At 69.3% G+C, this 14992-nt stretch carries 17 protein-coding genes; 14 read left to right on the top strand and 3 right to left on the bottom strand.

The features are described 5' to 3' along the window. The first annotated feature begins 119 nt into the window (after positions 1-119). Positions 120-977 carry a maleylpyruvate isomerase family mycothiol-dependent enzyme gene (locus ACTWQF_RS29150; protein WP_443282696.1) on the top strand — a complete coding sequence of 286 codons (858 nt, stop codon included), beginning with the start codon at positions 120-122 and terminating at the stop codon, positions 975-977. A gap of 111 nt (positions 978-1088) precedes the next feature. Here ACTWQF_RS29150 and ACTWQF_RS29145 read toward each other — a convergent pair whose 3' ends face one another. Continuing rightward, positions 1089-1769: a DUF899 family protein gene (locus ACTWQF_RS29145; protein WP_443282695.1), complete on the bottom strand. Its 681-nt coding sequence runs from the start codon at positions 1767-1769 to the stop codon at positions 1089-1091. Positions 1770-2294: 525 nt separating this feature from the next. Here ACTWQF_RS29145 and ACTWQF_RS29140 point away from each other — a divergent pair. Further along, a complete protein-coding gene (locus ACTWQF_RS29140) occupies positions 2295-3119 on the top strand; it encodes a methyltransferase domain-containing protein (protein WP_443282694.1) in 825 nt (274 codons plus the stop codon). A gap of 292 nt (positions 3120-3411) precedes the next feature. Here ACTWQF_RS29140 and ACTWQF_RS29135 read toward each other — a convergent pair whose 3' ends face one another. Then, positions 3412-3588 carry a hypothetical protein gene (locus ACTWQF_RS29135; protein ID WP_443282693.1) on the bottom strand — a complete coding sequence of 59 codons (177 nt, stop codon included), beginning with the start codon at positions 3586-3588 and terminating at the stop codon, positions 3412-3414. Positions 3589-3730: 142 nt separating this feature from the next. On the opposite strand from ACTWQF_RS29135, the gene ACTWQF_RS29130 reads away from it, so the two are divergent. From ACTWQF_RS29130 to ACTWQF_RS29075, 12 genes are all read left to right on the top strand, one after another. Next, the gene (locus ACTWQF_RS29130; RefSeq protein WP_443282692.1) at positions 3731-3994 is read left to right on the top strand and encodes a hypothetical protein; all 264 of its coding nucleotides are present in this window, start codon (positions 3731-3733) and stop codon (positions 3992-3994) included. 242 nt (positions 3995-4236) lie between these two features. Beyond that, a complete protein-coding gene (locus ACTWQF_RS29125) occupies positions 4237-4665 on the top strand; it encodes a hypothetical protein (protein ID WP_443282691.1) in 429 nt (142 codons plus the stop codon). Between the two features lie 86 nt (positions 4666-4751). Continuing rightward, positions 4752-5030 (top strand): hypothetical protein, encoded by a 279-nt coding sequence (locus tag ACTWQF_RS29120; RefSeq protein ID WP_443282690.1) that lies wholly within the window; start codon positions 4752-4754, stop codon positions 5028-5030. Positions 5031-5147: 117 nt separating this feature from the next. After that, positions 5148-5765 carry a hypothetical protein gene (locus ACTWQF_RS29115; RefSeq protein ID WP_443282689.1) on the top strand — a complete coding sequence of 206 codons (618 nt, stop codon included), beginning with the start codon at positions 5148-5150 and terminating at the stop codon, positions 5763-5765. A gap of 173 nt (positions 5766-5938) precedes the next feature. Further along, positions 5939-6694 (top strand): hypothetical protein, encoded by a 756-nt coding sequence (locus ACTWQF_RS29110; RefSeq protein ID WP_443282688.1) that lies wholly within the window; start codon positions 5939-5941, stop codon positions 6692-6694. A gap of 527 nt (positions 6695-7221) precedes the next feature. Next, a complete protein-coding gene (locus ACTWQF_RS29105) occupies positions 7222-7962 on the top strand; it encodes a VOC family protein (RefSeq protein ID WP_443282687.1) in 741 nt (246 codons plus the stop codon). A gap of 177 nt (positions 7963-8139) precedes the next feature. Next, complete coding sequence (locus ACTWQF_RS29100; protein ID WP_443282686.1) at positions 8140-8394, top strand: hypothetical protein; 255 nt, start codon at positions 8140-8142, stop codon at positions 8392-8394. Further along, on the top strand, positions 8372-9325 hold the full coding sequence (locus ACTWQF_RS29095; RefSeq protein WP_443282685.1) for an MFS transporter: 954 nt from the start codon (positions 8372-8374) through the stop codon (positions 9323-9325). The genes ACTWQF_RS29100 and ACTWQF_RS29095 overlap by 23 nt, the downstream gene beginning before the upstream one ends. Positions 9326-9361: 36 nt before the next feature. Next, the gene (locus ACTWQF_RS29090) at positions 9362-10240 is read left to right on the top strand and encodes a quinone oxidoreductase family protein (protein WP_443282684.1); all 879 of its coding nucleotides are present in this window, start codon (positions 9362-9364) and stop codon (positions 10238-10240) included. A gap of 65 nt (positions 10241-10305) precedes the next feature. Then, complete coding sequence (locus tag ACTWQF_RS29085; protein ID WP_443282683.1) at positions 10306-10470, top strand: hypothetical protein; 165 nt, start codon at positions 10306-10308, stop codon at positions 10468-10470. Between the two features lie 186 nt (positions 10471-10656). Then, a complete protein-coding gene (locus tag ACTWQF_RS29080) occupies positions 10657-12285 on the top strand; it encodes a PucR family transcriptional regulator (protein ID WP_443282682.1) in 1629 nt (542 codons plus the stop codon). Between the two features lie 365 nt (positions 12286-12650). Beyond that, positions 12651-14117, top strand: coding sequence for an amino acid permease (locus ACTWQF_RS29075; RefSeq protein ID WP_443282681.1), 1467 nt, complete (start codon positions 12651-12653; stop codon positions 14115-14117). A 326-nt stretch (positions 14118-14443) separates the two neighbouring features. Here the strand turns inward: ACTWQF_RS29075 and ACTWQF_RS29070 are convergent, their stop codons facing one another. After that, positions 14444-14884 carry a hypothetical protein gene (locus ACTWQF_RS29070; RefSeq protein WP_443282680.1) on the bottom strand — a complete coding sequence of 147 codons (441 nt, stop codon included), beginning with the start codon at positions 14882-14884 and terminating at the stop codon, positions 14444-14446. Positions 14885-14992: the final 108 nt, after the last annotated feature.

Here is a 14992-nt window from a genome sequence, read left to right as displayed (position 1 = left end):
GGGCTGCGGGCTGCGGGCTGCGGGCTGCGGGGTCCCCTATCTGCCCGGCCTGTCGATACGGCTCGGCCCGGCGGAGATATCCGATAGTGCGCCGGACATTCGGTTGGCAGGCTGTGGGCATGAGCTCCCGGCCCCATGAGGTTTCCGACCCGTCCTGGCTCGGCAGGTCGATCGATGCCCGCCCACTGTTTGCCCGCGAACATGCGGCGCTGATGGCCACCCTGCGGGGGTTGGAGCGTGCCGACTGGCAGAAGGAGGCCGTGCCGGGCTGGGCCGTGCACGATGTGGCCGCCCACGTTCTCGGTGACTACTACGGGCGCCTCGGCCGTGACCGCGACGGTCACCAGCACGGGCCCGTCTTCGCGCCGGGCGAGACGCTGGAAGCGTTCATCCACCGCATCAACCAGGAGTGGGTCGAAGCGCATCGCCGGGTCAGCCCCGCCGCACTGACCGACACCCTGAACCTGGTCGGTGTCCAGGTCTCCCGCTTCTTCGAGACGGCCGACCCGCACAAGCCGTCGCTGGGGGTGTCCTGGGCCGGCATCGACCCGGCCCCGATGTGGCTCGACAGCGCCCGGGACTTCACCGAGTTCTGGACCCATCGCCAGCAGATCCGCCATGCCACCGGCCAGGAAACGGATCCCGACCCGCGCTCTCTGTCCGTGGTTCTGGACACCTTCATGCGGGCCCTGCCCCACACCCTGCGCGACACCCCTGCCTCTGTCGGCACGCAGATCCAGGTGCACGTTGAGGGCCCGGCCGGCGGCACCTGGACCGTCACCGCGACCGAGGCCCACTGGTCCCTGGCCGAGCCCGACGCCGGACCACCCGCCGCCCGTGTCAGCCTGGACGCGGAGACCGCATGGCGGCTCTGCACCCGTGCGATCGAGCCGGCCACCGCACTGGCCCGTACCCGCATCGACGGCAACCGCCAACTGGCCGAAGCTGCCTGCCGGATCGTGTCCATCGTCTACTGAAAACTCGGCAGGCGGTCGGGGCCACGTTCGCGATGGACCGGTCGATGCGGCCTTCCCATTCACCAAGAGCGCAGGGAGTCCCGGCCCGCGGTTGGGGAGGTGCGGTTTCGTTCAGTAGCTGAGTGCGGCGTCCCAGTTGTCTCGGCCTCGGCGAGTGAGGTCGAGGATGTGCCACACCGGGCTGAGCAGGTCGATGCCTCGCTGGTCGATGTCGTCGGACATCCGGGGGTGCACCGAGTAGAAATGGCGTACCGACCCGTTGTCGTCGCGGGTGAACACCGACACTGTCGAGTCCTGGTTGCCCTCGGCGTCCTCGCTGCCCAGGTCGTATTTGAAGGTGCTGGATCCGGCGCTGAGCAGCCGCAGATTCGTCCAGTTCCGGTTCCGGGCGTGGGCGCGGAGCGCGGGCAGATCGGCCGCGGCGACCACTGCGAGATCGACGTTCTGCGCGACGTGGTGGGCCACTCCGTTGAACCCATCGAGCCACATCGTGCACATCGGGCACGGCTCGGTCTGCTTCTTGCCGTACATGAGGTGGTAGACGACCAGGTCACGCCCGGGCCGGGTGAACAGTTCACCCAGGCGCACGGGCTGCGCCGGCGCGTCACCGGCCTGCAGGTCAGCAGGGCCCTCTTCGAACACGTAGTCATCGACGACAGGGCCCAGCGGCAACTGGCGACGCAGGTCGGCCACGCGTTCGCGGTGACGCATCAGCTCGATCTCGGCTTGCCGCAGCTCCTCGCGGGCGCTGACGTATTCGGCCGACTCTCCGGTGAGATTGGTCTGACGCATCGATACCCCGGTCTGGCTGCTGTCTGGTGGCCACCATCTGCTCTGGCCCACCACCGTAAGCCTGCGCACAGCGCTCGCCGGGCAGCGAAACGACAAGTGCCTGTCTCTGCGATCACGGCCGAGTTGATCTGAAGGTCCGCCTGGTCATGGCATGGATTGCAAGGGCGGGTGCCTGCGTGGTGATCCTCGGTAGCTGGGCTGGGGTAGAGGCAGGGGTTCCGGTCCGGGGCCCTCGGTGATGACGAGACCGGCGGCTGTGGGGTCGAAGTCGCTGGGCCAGCTGGTGAGTTCGCTGGAGAGAGCGCCGATCACGCGTGCCGGGGTGAGGCATGCGGGGAGCCCCGCCGGTGCGCAGGTGAACTGGCCTTTCCGTGGCCCCTTTTGCGCTGTTGGATGACGTCGGCGTCGGCCGAGATCGACTGTTGCGGCTCGAGGTGATCCGACGTCGGCGATCAAGGCGCGCGCTCTCGCGCGACCCGACCCCACGGCGGCCGCACAACGGTTCGATCATGGCATGATCGGCAGATGGACCAGGACAAGGAGTACCTTCTGGACAACCGACAGGTCGAGGCGGGTACACGCTTCGATGCGCTGTCAGCCCTCTTCGACGGCTCGACGTTCCGGCACTTCGAGACGGTCGGGATCGACGAGGGGTGGCAGTGCTGGGAGGTCGGGGCGGGTGGGCCGACCGTACCCGCCTGGCTCGCCCAGCGTGTCGGGCCCCGCGGGCGCGTGCTCGCCACCGACATCGACGTGTCCTGGACCGAGACCGCCACCGCCGAGGGCGTCGAGGTGCTCCGACATGACGTCGCCCTCGACGAACCCCCGGCCGGGCCCTTCGACCTGATCCACGCGCGCCTCGTCCTCGTCCATGTCGCCGACCGCGATGCTGCGCTGCGCTCCATGGTCCAGGCGCTGCGCCCCGGCGGGTGGCTGCTGATCGAGGACGCCGATCCCGCGCTGCAGCCGCTGATCTGCCCCGACGAACACGGCCCCGAGCAGGAACTGGCCAACCGGCTGCGCCGCGGCTTCCGTCAGCTGCTGCAGCAGCGCGGTGCCGACCTCGCCTACGGACGTAAGCTGCCGCGGCTGCTGCGCGAGGTCGGTCTTGCCGATGTCGAGGCCGACGCCTACTTCCCGATCACCTCGCCCGCATGCGACGTCCTCGAGGCGGCCACCGTCCACCAGGTGCGCGACAAGCTCACCGCCGCGGGCCTCGCCACGGAGGAGGAGATCGAGCAGCACCTCGCCAACATCGCGTCAGGCCGCCTCGATCTCGCCACCTCACCGATGATCTCTGCCTGGGGCCGACGACCCTCCGAAGCCGACCGCGGGCCCGCCGGCAAGTAAATCCCGCCGACCAGAGCCCCGTTGTCAATGGCATGACGGTCTGTGGTCGGTCGGGCTCCGGTAAGCGGCATCACGGCCGTACGGCCGGCCCCTCGCGATCGATGGCGCCGTGGCCCTCGCCGCGTACATCGAAGACTCCGGGATCGACGCAGGGCTGCGCATCTACGAGAAGTCCGGCGCGTGAGCGTCCACGAGAGGCGGTACTCCTCCAGCCCAGCCGCCAGTGCGCTGGTTCTGCTGTTGGGCCCTCACATGAGGGCCCAACAGCAGAACCAGCGTGCGGGCAGTGCCGTCACGAACGCTGGATGGCACTCTTCACGTTGTCGAGGTCGAAGCCCACCTCCATCACTCCATGAGCGATGGCCAACAGAGCGCAGATCGTGGCCTTCTGCCCCGGCTCACTGATGCCCTCCACCAACTCCTCCGCCTGCTTGGCGTACTTCCGCGCTGCCGAAAGGTGCTCTTCCACGGGTTTCCTCCTGAGTTCAGCGATGCGCCGGCTCGTACACATCGAGGAGCAGCGTTTTTACCTGAATTCCAGAGGCACCGCGACGGCCAGGACGCCCGAACATTTACGACCACTTGCAGCAGCACGGGACACATAGGAGTCAATGACCGGCGCCCAGCAGCCTGCGGCGCGTACCCAGGTACCGCGAACTACGAAGAAGGTTGCGGCTGGCGCTCGGACGAACGCGCAAGCTGTCGTCTCGACCGCGGCGAACGAGGTGTCGACAACGGTGGCGACCGGTGTCGGCGTGCTGGATTGGATGGTCGCGCTCCTCAATGCCGTGGAGCGCACCCCAATGGCCATCGCCCCCTGGGTCGTCTCGAAGGCGTCGGCCGGCCGGGTGAGCGGAAACGCCTCCGCGAATTGACCGTGGGGACGGTTTTGCATCGCCCGCCGACCGGTGCTTCCAGCCCGAGGGCGACGGCTCACCTGGTGGCCGACGGACCTGGGCACTGCCGGGTGGGCACGATGACAAAGGGCGCCAGGTGCCGGAATTAGCCGATGCGGGTGAATTGCGGCCCCCGTACAGGTGACCGCCACCCCGCTCCGTCCCGACCGCATCGACCATGGCAGGAGAAGCACGACCGGGACGGCGGGAGGCGAGCACGAATGCCCCTTCAAACGCCGCCCCTGGCCCGTCACCAGGTGAGGGCCCGCGCACACGGGGCGGCCGTGCCCCTGGCGGCCGTACTCGTCCTGCTCCTCACCCTGCTCGCCCTCGGCTGCCCCCACCTGGCTGCGGACGAGCGGGGGTGCGCCGACGGTCGCACCCCCGTCGCGGCCGCCGACAGCACCTCCTGTCACCAGGTGGACATGGCCACGCCGCCGAGCGGCCATCACCATGGGCACGGCTCCTCCGCCAAGGTGTGTCCCGCGACCTCGACATCCCCCCGGCTGTGCCACGTCCCGCTTGCTGCGGTGCACTCCCCGCCCGCAAGCAGTCTGCTGACTGTCCCGGCCGGTGCCGCGGACCCGGTTCCCGGCACCGCCGCAGACTGTCACCCACGGGCAACCCAACGGCAGATCCTGCGCTGCTGACCGGACCCGCCTGTCCGGAGCCCACTCGACTCACCGTGCTCCGGGCGGCGACCGCTCCGGTTCATCACGTCTGCCGCAGGAGAGCCATGCCTACCGACCCTTTCCGGGCCATCGCCGCGCTCGCACGCGCCGAAGCCAACCGCACCACACCCCCTGCTTCCGCGCCCAAACCCCGCAAGTCCAACGAACTCACTGAGCCCTCCGAACCCACGGAGCACCCCGAAACCATGGGGCCCCCCGAATCCGAACCGGAACCCGAACCCGAACGCGAACCCGCACCCGAGTCCCAACCCGTCACATCCGAACGCCGCCGAACCGTGTGGCGCCAGATCACCCGCAGGATCCGCCGCCCCGATGCGGCCTGACCTCCCCCTGTCACAACCCCGCATCAGATGGTCCGGAGCCCTCGGTGCCGTGTACGAAAACGAACACCCTGGGAATCGACCAACGGGCCTACTCGACAAAGGAGTTGCGATTTGCGTATGACCAAACGCGGGGGACGTGCGGTGGGTCTGGCCGGTGCCGCTGTCGTATTGGCGGGCTCCGCGGTGTTCGTCCAGGCCACCGCACAGGCGGGGGAAGCACCCAAGAAGGACTCCCCCGGTTCCTCGGCGAGCGCGACGGAAGCCGCGGACGCCAGGGACCGGAGCTCCAAGTTCGACGATGTCGTCACGCTGGACGATGGACGACGCGTCGGCATGTACTACGACGAGGGGCGAGGGCTCGTGGAGCAGCACTACAGCCCCGAGTCCAAGAAGTGGAGCACACCGCACCTGATCTACAAGACCGCCACCGATCCGTGCCAGAGCCTGAAGCTCAAGGCGTTCGGAGGCACGGTCGCGGCCATCGCCGACTTCGGCCAATACTGCTCGGACGGCGAGCCGCCCACCGAGTCGATCGCCGCCGCCAGCTATCGGTTTGCCACCTGGGACACCAAGCTGACCAGGGACTTCGATGGCTGGGAAAAGGTGTCCGGGAGCGGCGACGGCCGTCTGCTCACCTTCAGCCGGACTTCGACCGAAACCATCACCCAGCTCAACTGGGACGAGATGGAAGGCTTCGGCGAGGTGCAGACCCGGCCGCGTACGGGCTCTGACTGACCGTCGCGCGTCGGCCTGTCCGGTGAACGGCCCGCGCAGCCTGAGCCGCGCGGGCCCTCCGGACCTACGCGCGGCCTGACGGCAGGGCAGACGCGACGGTGTCAGGCGTATCGGCCTCCCGTTACTTCGGTGAACCGGCGCGTAGCGTAGATCGTTGTCGATAGCCTCTGGGGATGAGTGAAGCGATACCCCGGCATGTGCTGTGCGTACTCGGCTCCGGGCTGGGCCTTTCGGAAATGGAACAGATCGCCACCGGTTTCGGCGGGTTCGTGCTCGACGGTGAGTACTCCGAGGCCGAACCCGATCCTCAGATGCCGGAGGCGTTCGAAGCATGTATGGCAGCGGCGTCGTTCGACGAGGCGGACTGGACCGCAGTGGAGTCCCACGACACCGTCGGCTACTTGCTGTCCGCGCCGATGATGCGGGAACTGGCGGCCGACACTTCGCGGCGGTTGCTGGCGGCGACGGCCGCCCTGCTGCGGTCCGGTGCCGCTGCGGTGAAGAACGAGAGCAGCGGCATCACGCACGGCCGCGCCCGATGGCTCGCGCTGGCCGACCGAGCGGCCGATGCCAAGGACGAGGACCTGGCCAGTGCCCTTGTCAGCGCCTGGGTGAAGCGGCCGATCTACGACGGTCAAGTGCTCTACAGCTGCGGTATGCACCTTCTCGGCGCGCCTGAGGTGGAGATCGAGGTCGACGAGGAGCAACTGACCGGAGAAGGTGTGTCTGATCTGGTCGCGCAATTGGACACACTCGCGATCTATCTGCTCACCGATCCCCGCGCGGAGGAGATCGAGGACGGCGCCGGCTACCGGATGACCGAGGACGCCCCCCGCCGATTGCTGCGCACCGGCATGTGCGACCGCTACGAGGAGGACGACCTGTTCTTCAATCCGTACGGGTACGTCCGCCTGACCCAACCCCAGTGAGAGCGGCCGCGCTTCCGGGATGACCTCCTGGATGCGTAGGCGGAGCGGAACCCGATGGCACCCCTCGCTACCGGCCCCACGCCCTGCGAGGCAATCGCGTTCGGCCCGCCTTTGGCGTGCAGATCAGGCGAGCACTCCCGCCTCATGGACCTCCCGGACCTGGCCGGGGGTGAGCTTCTGCTGGTTGTGGCAGCACTCGGCACGCTCTCACCGGCCGGTTCCTCACCTTCGGGTGCTTCCGTGGCGGTGTCCGTCCTACGGAGTCTCCGGCGGGGCCGGCCGCAACGGTGTCCTCGGCCCCTCCGCGCCGGCCAGCGAGGCGCCGGAAACGTCGTTACGCATTCCTGAGAACACCGATAGAACACCGATACAAGGGACCTTCATGCGCTACACGCTTCTCCCTTCTCCGCGAGCTCGCGGCGGTGGTACTCGCCGGCGAATGCAAGACCCGAGGTCGTCTTGCCCAGGCCGGGAAAGGGCGGTAACTACCTATGTCGCTGCAGGGCGGAGTGCATAGGATCGCGGGCATGGCGATACGGCTTGTTCAGATTGCGATGAATGCTCGGGACGATTCCGCGCTCGGCCGGTTCTGGGCGGAGGCGCTCGGCTGGAGTACCTCCGTCGAGGAACCCGGCGTGGTGACCAACCTCGAACCCGAGGGCTTCGCCTATCCCGACCCCGCCGCCGTCTGCATCGACATCATTACCGTCCCGGATCCCAAGACGGTGAAGAACCGTGTGCACCTCGACCTCGCCAGCACCTCTGCGGCCCATCAGGCGGAGCTGGTCGCGCGCCTGAGGGATCTCGGGGCGAAGCCCGTCAACGTGGGCCAAGTCGACGTCCCTTGGACGGTCCTGGCCGACCCGGACGGCAACGAGTTCTGTGTGGCGGAGCCTCGGGAGATCTACCGCGACACCGGGCCGATCGCCGCGATCGTGGCCGACTGCACCGATCCGCGGGCCATGGCCCGATTCTGGGACGAGGCGATGGACTGGACCCTGCATGAGGTCACCGACGATCATGCGATGCTGCGCTCCGCCAAGGGCGTCGGCCCGTATCTCAAGCTCCTCCGCACACCCGACGCCAAGACCGTGAAGAACCGCGTTCATCTCGACCTCCGGCCGTACCCCGGTGACGATCAAGCCGCGGAGGTGGCCCGGCTGCGGGCTCTCGGCGCCACCGACATCGACCTCGGCCAGGGCGACGTGCCGTGGACGTGCCTCGTCGACCCGGAGGGCAACGAGTTCGACGTCCTCGCCCCGGGGTGACGCGGAACATTGACGACACCCCGGACCCGTGCACACGGGGCGGTCGTGGTCATTACCGTGCGGAGGCGGGGGCCAGCGCCTTTCGCGCGTCCGGTGACGTCGGCGGGGCGGCGGGGGCGGCGGGGGCGGAAACGCCGCTTGACTCTGACACCGATGTGAGACTCTAGCTTTCCCCACATGAGTAAGAGTTTTGCTTCGCTCGCGGCCTTGTGCGCGAGCGTCTTCGTTGTCGGTACGTCGGAGTATCTGGTCGCGGGCATGCTGCCCGAAGTAGGCGCGGACCTCCAGGTTTCGCAGGGCACCGCCGGACAGGCGGTGACCGCCTACGCGCTCGGCGTGGTGATCGGCGGCCCCGTGGTGACCATGGCAACCGCGCGGCTGCCCCCGCAAGGGCCTGGCGATCGCGCTGATGCTGCTGTTCGCCGCGGGTAGCGCGCTCAGCGCCTTGGCCCCCTCGTTCGGGATGCTGCTGGCCGGGCGGGTGGTCTCCTCGCTCAGCCACGCCGCGTTCCTGGCGCTGGCGCTGGTGATGGCCACCAGCGTGGTGCCCGAGCACAAGACCGGCTCGGCGATTGCCACCGTGACCTCCGGTTTCACCGTGGCCACCTTGCTCGGCGTGCCACTGGGCTCGTTGCTGGGACACACCGCCGGGTGGCGTGCCCCCTTCGCGGTGCTGACCGCACTCACCCTGGCCGCCGTCGCCCTGCTGGCGCTGGTGCTGCCGCGCCAGCAGGCGCCCGCTACGAGCCTGCGCGACGAATTGCGCGTGGTGACCCGCAAGCCGGTGCTGCTGGCCATTGCCACCACCGCGGTCGGCTTCTCCGGCGTCGCCGTGGTCTTCACCTACGTCGCACCGTTGCTCACTCGCATCGCCGGCTTCTCCCCGGCCGCCGTCTCCGCTCTGCTACTCGCCTACGGCGCCGGGAGCTTCCTGGGCAACCTGGCCGCCGGCAAGCTGACCGACAAGTCCATGTCCGCAACCGTGCGCGGGGTGTTCGGCGGGTTGACCGGCGTGCTGGTGGCCATGCCGTTCGCCGCCGCCTGGCAGCCCACTGCCGTGCTTGCGGTCCTGTTCCTGGGCCTGCTCGCCACCGCCACCATCGCCCCGCTGCAGGGCCTGATCCTGCGCCACGCCGGCACCGCACCGACCCTGGCCGTCTCGGCCAACGTCGGTGCCTTCAACCTCGGCGCCGCTGCCGGCTCCGCTCTCGGCGGGGTCATCGTGGCCGCGGGCGCGCTGCGCTGGACCGGCCTGGCCGGCGCCGTGCTGAGCCTGACCGGCCTGGGCCTGACCTACCTGATCCTGCCCCGCACCCCGACCGCTCCCCTTACCAACAACGCCGCGGTCTCCACCGCCGCTTGAACCACCACCCCTCAGCCTGGAAGGTCCCTTCTGACCATGCACGCCATTCAGATCGACCGCCACGGCGGGCCCGACGTCCTGGCCGTCCGCGAGGTTGCCGAACCCACCCTCGCCGCCGGCGAAGTCCTCATCCGCACCACGGCCAGCAGCCTCAACCCGGTGGACTGGAAGACCCGCGCCTGGCAGGTTGGCCCTCCGCTGCCGGCCACGCTCGGCTGGGACATCTCCGGCCGGGTCATCGCCAGCAACGACCCCGCCCGTCAGGTGGGCGATGAGGTGATCGCCATGTCCGCACAGATCGCCACCGGCCGCGGCACTTGGGCGGATCTGGTTGCCCTGCCCGGCCACCTTGTCACCGCCGCACCGGTCTCTGTGCCGTTGTCGGACGCGGCGGCCCTGCCCCTGGCCGGGGTAACCGCCCTGCAGGCCCTGCGCACCGCCGAGCTGACGGCCGCCGAGCACATCCTTGTCATCGGGGCCGCCGGGGCGGTTGGCGGCCTGGCCGTCCAACTCGCCCACTGGACGGGCGCCCACGTCGACGGCCTGGTCTCCCGCCCCGAACACGAACATGCCGCTCTGGAGTTGGGCGTCCAGCACGTCTGGCACCGCTCGGACGACCTGCCCAACGGTCGCTACCCGGTCATCCTCGACACCGCCGGCATCGATGCATCCGCCGCGCTCGCCCCCGGCGGACGGTACGTCTCCATCGCCGACCAACCCCTGCCCGACGTGCCCGGCGCATGCAAGAGCTACGTCCAGGAGAACGCCGTCGATCTCGCCCAGCTCGCCGAGCTGGTCGACGCCCACGAGATACGTTTGCGGATCGCGGACCGCTACCCACTCACCGACATCCGCACCGCGCACGAACGCTTCGAAGCCGGCGGTCTCCTCGGCAAGATCCTCATCACCTTCTGAAGCGCCTCCTGCCCCTTCGCCGACGCCCCCGACGAGTGGCTCGTGCTACGTCGTGAGATTCCTCGTTGAGAACTGAGCGAATTGCCGGTGGCCGCCTGCACGTAGGCGGCCACCGCCGTCGACAGGGCCGCCGTCTGCGGGGCTGTCTCCAGCAGCCCGTCGAGGACGTCGCCCAGGCCGGTGGCCCCAGGGGCGGCGTTCGGCTGCGGCTGCGGCTGCCGAACGTCTGAAGGTGCATGCAGCTCATGCTTGGTACGCAGGAACGGCTTGTCGGCGCCTTCGGATTCCGACGAACCGGCTCCGCGGCTGCCGTGACTCTGTGCGGTGGGACGGGGACCGTCCGCTCCGTATGGGGGCTCGGTGTTCCGGCCGGATAGCATCGGAATCCCGCGTGGCTCACAGCAAAGGCGACGATCATGGTTCCGGCCGCGGTACCTCCGCCCCCAGCCGGCATCAGCCTGCGCCAGTTGCTGATGGCCCTGGGTGACTCGCTGGTCGAGGTGCAGGCCGCTCCCGCCGGGCTGGACGTCGAGATCCGCGGGGTCGACCTGCTCGACCCGGAGGACCCGCCGACCTCCCGTCCCGGCGAGCTGGTCCTCGTCATCGGTGCCCGTGGCCGAGCCGCCTGTCCCGCGCTACGGGGCGCCGGGCGCGACGGTGCCGCCGCCGCTGTGGTCAAGCTGGACGGTCCCGGACAGGCCGCGATCCTCACCGAAACCGCGACCGAAGCCGGGGTGGCCCTGCTCTCACTGCGCAACGAAGCACGCTGGGAGCAGGTGAACGCGCTGGCCCGCGCCGCCCTCCACGATGCGCCGGGCCACCCGGCGGAAGGGGCCGAGGAGGGCGATCTGTTCTCGCTCGCCCAGACCACCGCCATCCTCACCGGCGGCATCGTCAGCATCGAGGACGCCGCCAACCGGGTGCTGGCCTACTCCCGCTCCACCGACTCGGACGAGATAGACGACCTGCGGCGGCGCTCCATCCTGGGCTGGCAGGGCCCGGAGGCGTACCTCGCGAAGCTGCGCGAGTGGGGTGTGTTCCAGCATCTGCACTCCAGCGACGAGGTGATCGGTATCGCGAGCCACCCCGAGCTGGGGATCCGCCGCCGGCTCGCGGTGGCCGTCCGGTCAGGGGACCGACAGCTGGGCACCATCTGGGTGCAGGAGGGCTCGACGCCGCTGTCCGAGCACTCGGAGCAGGCACTGCTGGGCGCCGCCCGGGTCGCCGCGCACCACCTGGTACGCCGCCGCCGGGAGATCTCGGAGGACCTGGCCCTCACCCGGACCCTGCTCGCCGGATTGCTGGAAGGGAGCACCGGGTCGCAGCCGCTGGCCAACCACCTGGGCCTCGACGCGGCGCGACCGGCCGCCGTCCTGGGCTTCTCGTACGGGACCGCGGAAGTGGTCGCCGCACCGGAGCTGACCCATACCGAGCTGGCCAACCTGATCTCGGTGCACATCGCAGCGCGGCATCGCAGTGCGCTGGTCACCCAGCTCGATTCCCGTATCTATGTGCTGCTGCCTCAACTGCCGCGCAGCATCGACACGGTCACGCTGCGGGGCTGGGGCCAGGAGATCATCGATGCCGCACGCCGCCATCTGGGCCTGCCGATGCGCGGCTCGGTCGGCTGCCTGGTGTCGGGGCTCGGCAGTGTCCCCGAGTCACGCCGGGAGGCCGACCGCATCCTCGATGCCATGCTGAGCGCCGATGTGTCCACCGCCGTCGCCGCGCTGCCGGACATCCAGGCGGAAGTGCTGGTCAGCGAGATGCTGACGCTGCTCTCCGCCCACCCCGAGATCCGTGATCCGCGGCTGACCGACCTGGTGGCGCACGACAGCCGGCACCAGGGCCGACTGGCCGAGTCCCTGCTGGCCTATCTGAATTCCTTCGGTGACGTTCGGGCGGCCGCCACCCAGCTGCATGTGCATCCCAACACGCTGCGCTACCGCTTGCGCCGGGCCGAGGAGCTGACCGGTCTCGACCTGAGCCGTCCCGACCAGCGTCTGCTGGCCATGCTCCAGCTGCGACTGCCGCCCACCACGTGACCCTGACTCCGCTTTGGTCGGCCGGACAGCCATCGAGGACGACTTTGTCCTAGGGAACAAACACCTCGCCCCATGACCCCCCATACGCTTGCGCAAATCCATTTCCGCGAGTGACGCGGCTCACCTCCCACAAGGAGCTGGCGCGATGCTACGGACCTGCGGTGTCGCCCACGTCACCGCGGCATCCGCAGACCGCTCCACGCCGTGACGCTTCGGGAATCGTCAGGACCATGACGCCTCTGCCCTGCGCATACCCGGCCTGCTCGACCCCCACCGAAGCAATCCGGCGATCCGTCGGGCCGTCCATCCGTCGACCCAGGCAGCCGCTCCCCCATGGCCCTCCCAACCACTCAATGGATGTCGACATGACAACACGTCCACTCGATTCACTGCCCCCCGACACCACTCCGCCCACGAGTGACCAGCCTCCGGAGCAGGCAGGTCTGCGGGCCGGTCTCAAGAACCGCCATCTGTCGATGATCGCCATCGGCGGGGTGATCGGCGCCGGTCTCTTCGTGGGCTCCGCCTCCGGTATCGCCGCCGCCGGACCCGGCATCCTGGTGTCGTACGTACTGGTCGGCGCCCTGGTCGTCTTCGTGATGCGGATGCTCGGCGAGATGGCCGCGGCCAACCCGTCCTCCGGCTCCTTCTCCGCCTACGCGGACCGGGACCGGGCACTCGGTCGCTGGGCCGGGTTCTCGATCGGCTGGCTGTACTGGTTCTTCTGGGTCGTGGTGCTCGCCGTCGAGGCGACCGCGGGTGCCGAGATCCTCGAGGGGTGGGTGCCGGCCGTACCGCAGTGGGCCTGGGCACTGATCGTGATGGTGGTCCTCACGGTCACGAACCTGGCCTCGGTCGGCTCGTTCGGCGAGTTCGAGTTCTGGTTCGCGGGCATCAAGGTCGTCGCCATCTCGGCCTTCATCGTCATCGGCGGCCTGGCGATCTTCGGTGTGCTGCCCGGCTCCGACCATGCCGCGACAGGTTTCGCCAATCTCACCGAGCACGGCGGTTTCCTGCCCAACGGGCCCGGCACGATCCTCACCGGCATCCTGCTGGTCGTCTTCTCCTTCATGGGCAGCGAGATCGTCACCCTCGCCGCCGGTGAGGCCCCTGACGCGCGGCGGGCGGTCGCCAAGGCCACCCGAAGCGTGATCTGGCGGGTCGGCGTGTTCTACGTCGGCTCGATCCTCGTCGTGGTCTCCCTGCTGCCGTGGAACGACCCCGCGATCAAGAAGCACGGCTCGTACGTGGCGGCCCTCGACACGATCGGCATCCCGCACGCCGGGCAGATCATGAACTTCATCGTGCTGACCGCCGTGCTGTCCTGTCTCAACTCCGGGCTCTACACCGCCTCCCGGATGGCCTTCTCCCTCGGGCAGCGCGGCGACGCCCCACAGTCCTTCGTACGCACGAACGCCGGCGGTGTCCCGCAGACCGCGATCCTGGCCTCGGTGGCCTTCGGCTTCGTCGCGGTTGCCTTCAACTACCTGTGGCCCGACACGGTCTTCCAGTTCCTGCTGAACTCCTCGGGCGCGGTCGCGCTGTTCGTATGGCTGGTCATCTGCTTCTCGCAACTGCGGATGCGGGGGATCATCCTGCGCGAGAGCCCGGAGAAGCTCGTCGTCAAGATGTGGCTGTTCCCGTATCTGACGTGGGCGACGATCGGGATGATCTCGTTCGTGCTCCTCTACATGCTCACCGATGACAAGGAGGGCGGCGGCCGGAGCCAGGTACTGCTCTCGCTGCTCGTCGCCGCACTCGTGATCGCGATCTCCTTGGTCCGGGACCGCGCCCGCCGAAAGGAAACCGAGAAGGCGGTCGCGCCCCAGTAGCCGCCGCGGAATGCCCTACGGCCCTCCATGCTCCCGCCGACTTCGGGAGCATGGAGGGCCGCTTCCCGTTGCCCTGCAGCCCCATCCGCCCGCTTCGCCTGTCGGCCGACCGGGGCTTCGCCAGATCGGCCGATGCGGCTGGCACGGGGACGCCGCCCGCCCTGCCCGCGCTGCTCCCGGCGAAGCGGGACGGTGGCAGGCCGAAGGCACGCATGAATGCGGCGGTGAACGCGAGGGAAGCGTAGCCGAGCCGGCCGGCGACTGCCGGTCGGCGAGCCGTCGGACTTACGGGAGCCAGTGCTGACGAGAGTCGTCGACTCGGACAGTCAGTGCGCTTCGGCGGCCGCAGCGTTGCCCGCGATACCGGCCGGAGTATCCGTGCCCTGTTCCGGCTCGCAGGGGCACGGCCGGTACTCCAGGCCGAGCTCGGTGTCCACGGCCCTGCTGGAACGGGTCGCGGCGTCGCTGACCGCCTTCCAGGAGCCGTACTTGGCGTACAGCTGATCAGCCGTCGGGCCCAGCGGGTTGCCGTACTTCTCGCGGTTGCGCTCCTCAAGCTTCGCAACCTGCTCGGGGCTCATGCCGGCGCGGGTGATGTCCTTGGCCTCGTTGCGCATCGCAACCAGCCGCCGGGCGATCTCCTCCTCCGTATACCCGCGGGCCCGCATCTCGCATTCCGTCCGGTCCATCTCCCCGAGCAGGGCGTGGTAGCGCATCCGCGTCTCGCGGGACTCCCGGCGCTGCTGCGGCGTCTCGCCCCTGATCATGCAGACGGCCTTCTCCGGACTGGTGCACGGGCCCTGGCTCGGCGGGGCCTGGGAAAGCGGCGCGACGATAACCGAGCCGCCACAGTCCGCAGGACGGCAGCTGTGCTG

It is taken from the genome of Streptomyces sp. 8N114 (assembly GCF_052245835.1).
Classification (GTDB): domain Bacteria; phylum Actinomycetota; class Actinomycetes; order Streptomycetales; family Streptomycetaceae; genus Streptomyces.
This window is presented reverse-complemented; position numbering and strand designations above follow the sequence as displayed.

Excerpts from the sequence above, each read along its gene's own strand:
- ACTWQF_RS29150 (WP_443282696.1), top strand. The coding sequence starts at position 120 with ATGAGCTCCCGGCCCCATGAGGTTTCCGACCCGTCCTGGCTCGGCAGG.
- ACTWQF_RS29145 (WP_443282695.1), bottom strand. The coding sequence starts at position 1,769 with ATGCGTCAGACCAATCTCACCGGAGAGTCGGCCGAATACGTCAGCGCC.
- ACTWQF_RS29140 (WP_443282694.1), top strand. The coding sequence starts at position 2,295 with ATGGACCAGGACAAGGAGTACCTTCTGGACAACCGACAGGTCGAGGCG.
- ACTWQF_RS29130 (WP_443282692.1), top strand. The coding sequence starts at position 3,731 with ATGACCGGCGCCCAGCAGCCTGCGGCGCGTACCCAGGTACCGCGAACT.
- ACTWQF_RS29125 (WP_443282691.1), top strand. The coding sequence starts at position 4,237 with ATGCCCCTTCAAACGCCGCCCCTGGCCCGTCACCAGGTGAGGGCCCGC.
- ACTWQF_RS29120 (WP_443282690.1), top strand. The coding sequence starts at position 4,752 with ATGCCTACCGACCCTTTCCGGGCCATCGCCGCGCTCGCACGCGCCGAA.
- ACTWQF_RS29115 (WP_443282689.1), top strand. The coding sequence starts at position 5,148 with ATGACCAAACGCGGGGGACGTGCGGTGGGTCTGGCCGGTGCCGCTGTC.
- ACTWQF_RS29110 (WP_443282688.1), top strand. The coding sequence starts at position 5,939 with ATGAGTGAAGCGATACCCCGGCATGTGCTGTGCGTACTCGGCTCCGGG.
- ACTWQF_RS29105 (WP_443282687.1), top strand. The coding sequence starts at position 7,222 with ATGGCGATACGGCTTGTTCAGATTGCGATGAATGCTCGGGACGATTCC.
- ACTWQF_RS29100 (WP_443282686.1), top strand. The coding sequence starts at position 8,140 with ATGAGTAAGAGTTTTGCTTCGCTCGCGGCCTTGTGCGCGAGCGTCTTC.
- ACTWQF_RS29095 (WP_443282685.1), top strand. The coding sequence starts at position 8,372 with ATGCTGCTGTTCGCCGCGGGTAGCGCGCTCAGCGCCTTGGCCCCCTCG.
- ACTWQF_RS29090 (WP_443282684.1), top strand. The coding sequence starts at position 9,362 with ATGCACGCCATTCAGATCGACCGCCACGGCGGGCCCGACGTCCTGGCC.
- ACTWQF_RS29080 (WP_443282682.1), top strand. The coding sequence starts at position 10,657 with ATGGTTCCGGCCGCGGTACCTCCGCCCCCAGCCGGCATCAGCCTGCGC.
- ACTWQF_RS29075 (WP_443282681.1), top strand. The coding sequence starts at position 12,651 with ATGACAACACGTCCACTCGATTCACTGCCCCCCGACACCACTCCGCCC.
- ACTWQF_RS29070 (WP_443282680.1), bottom strand. The coding sequence starts at position 14,884 with ATGATCAGGGGCGAGACGCCGCAGCAGCGCCGGGAGTCCCGCGAGACG.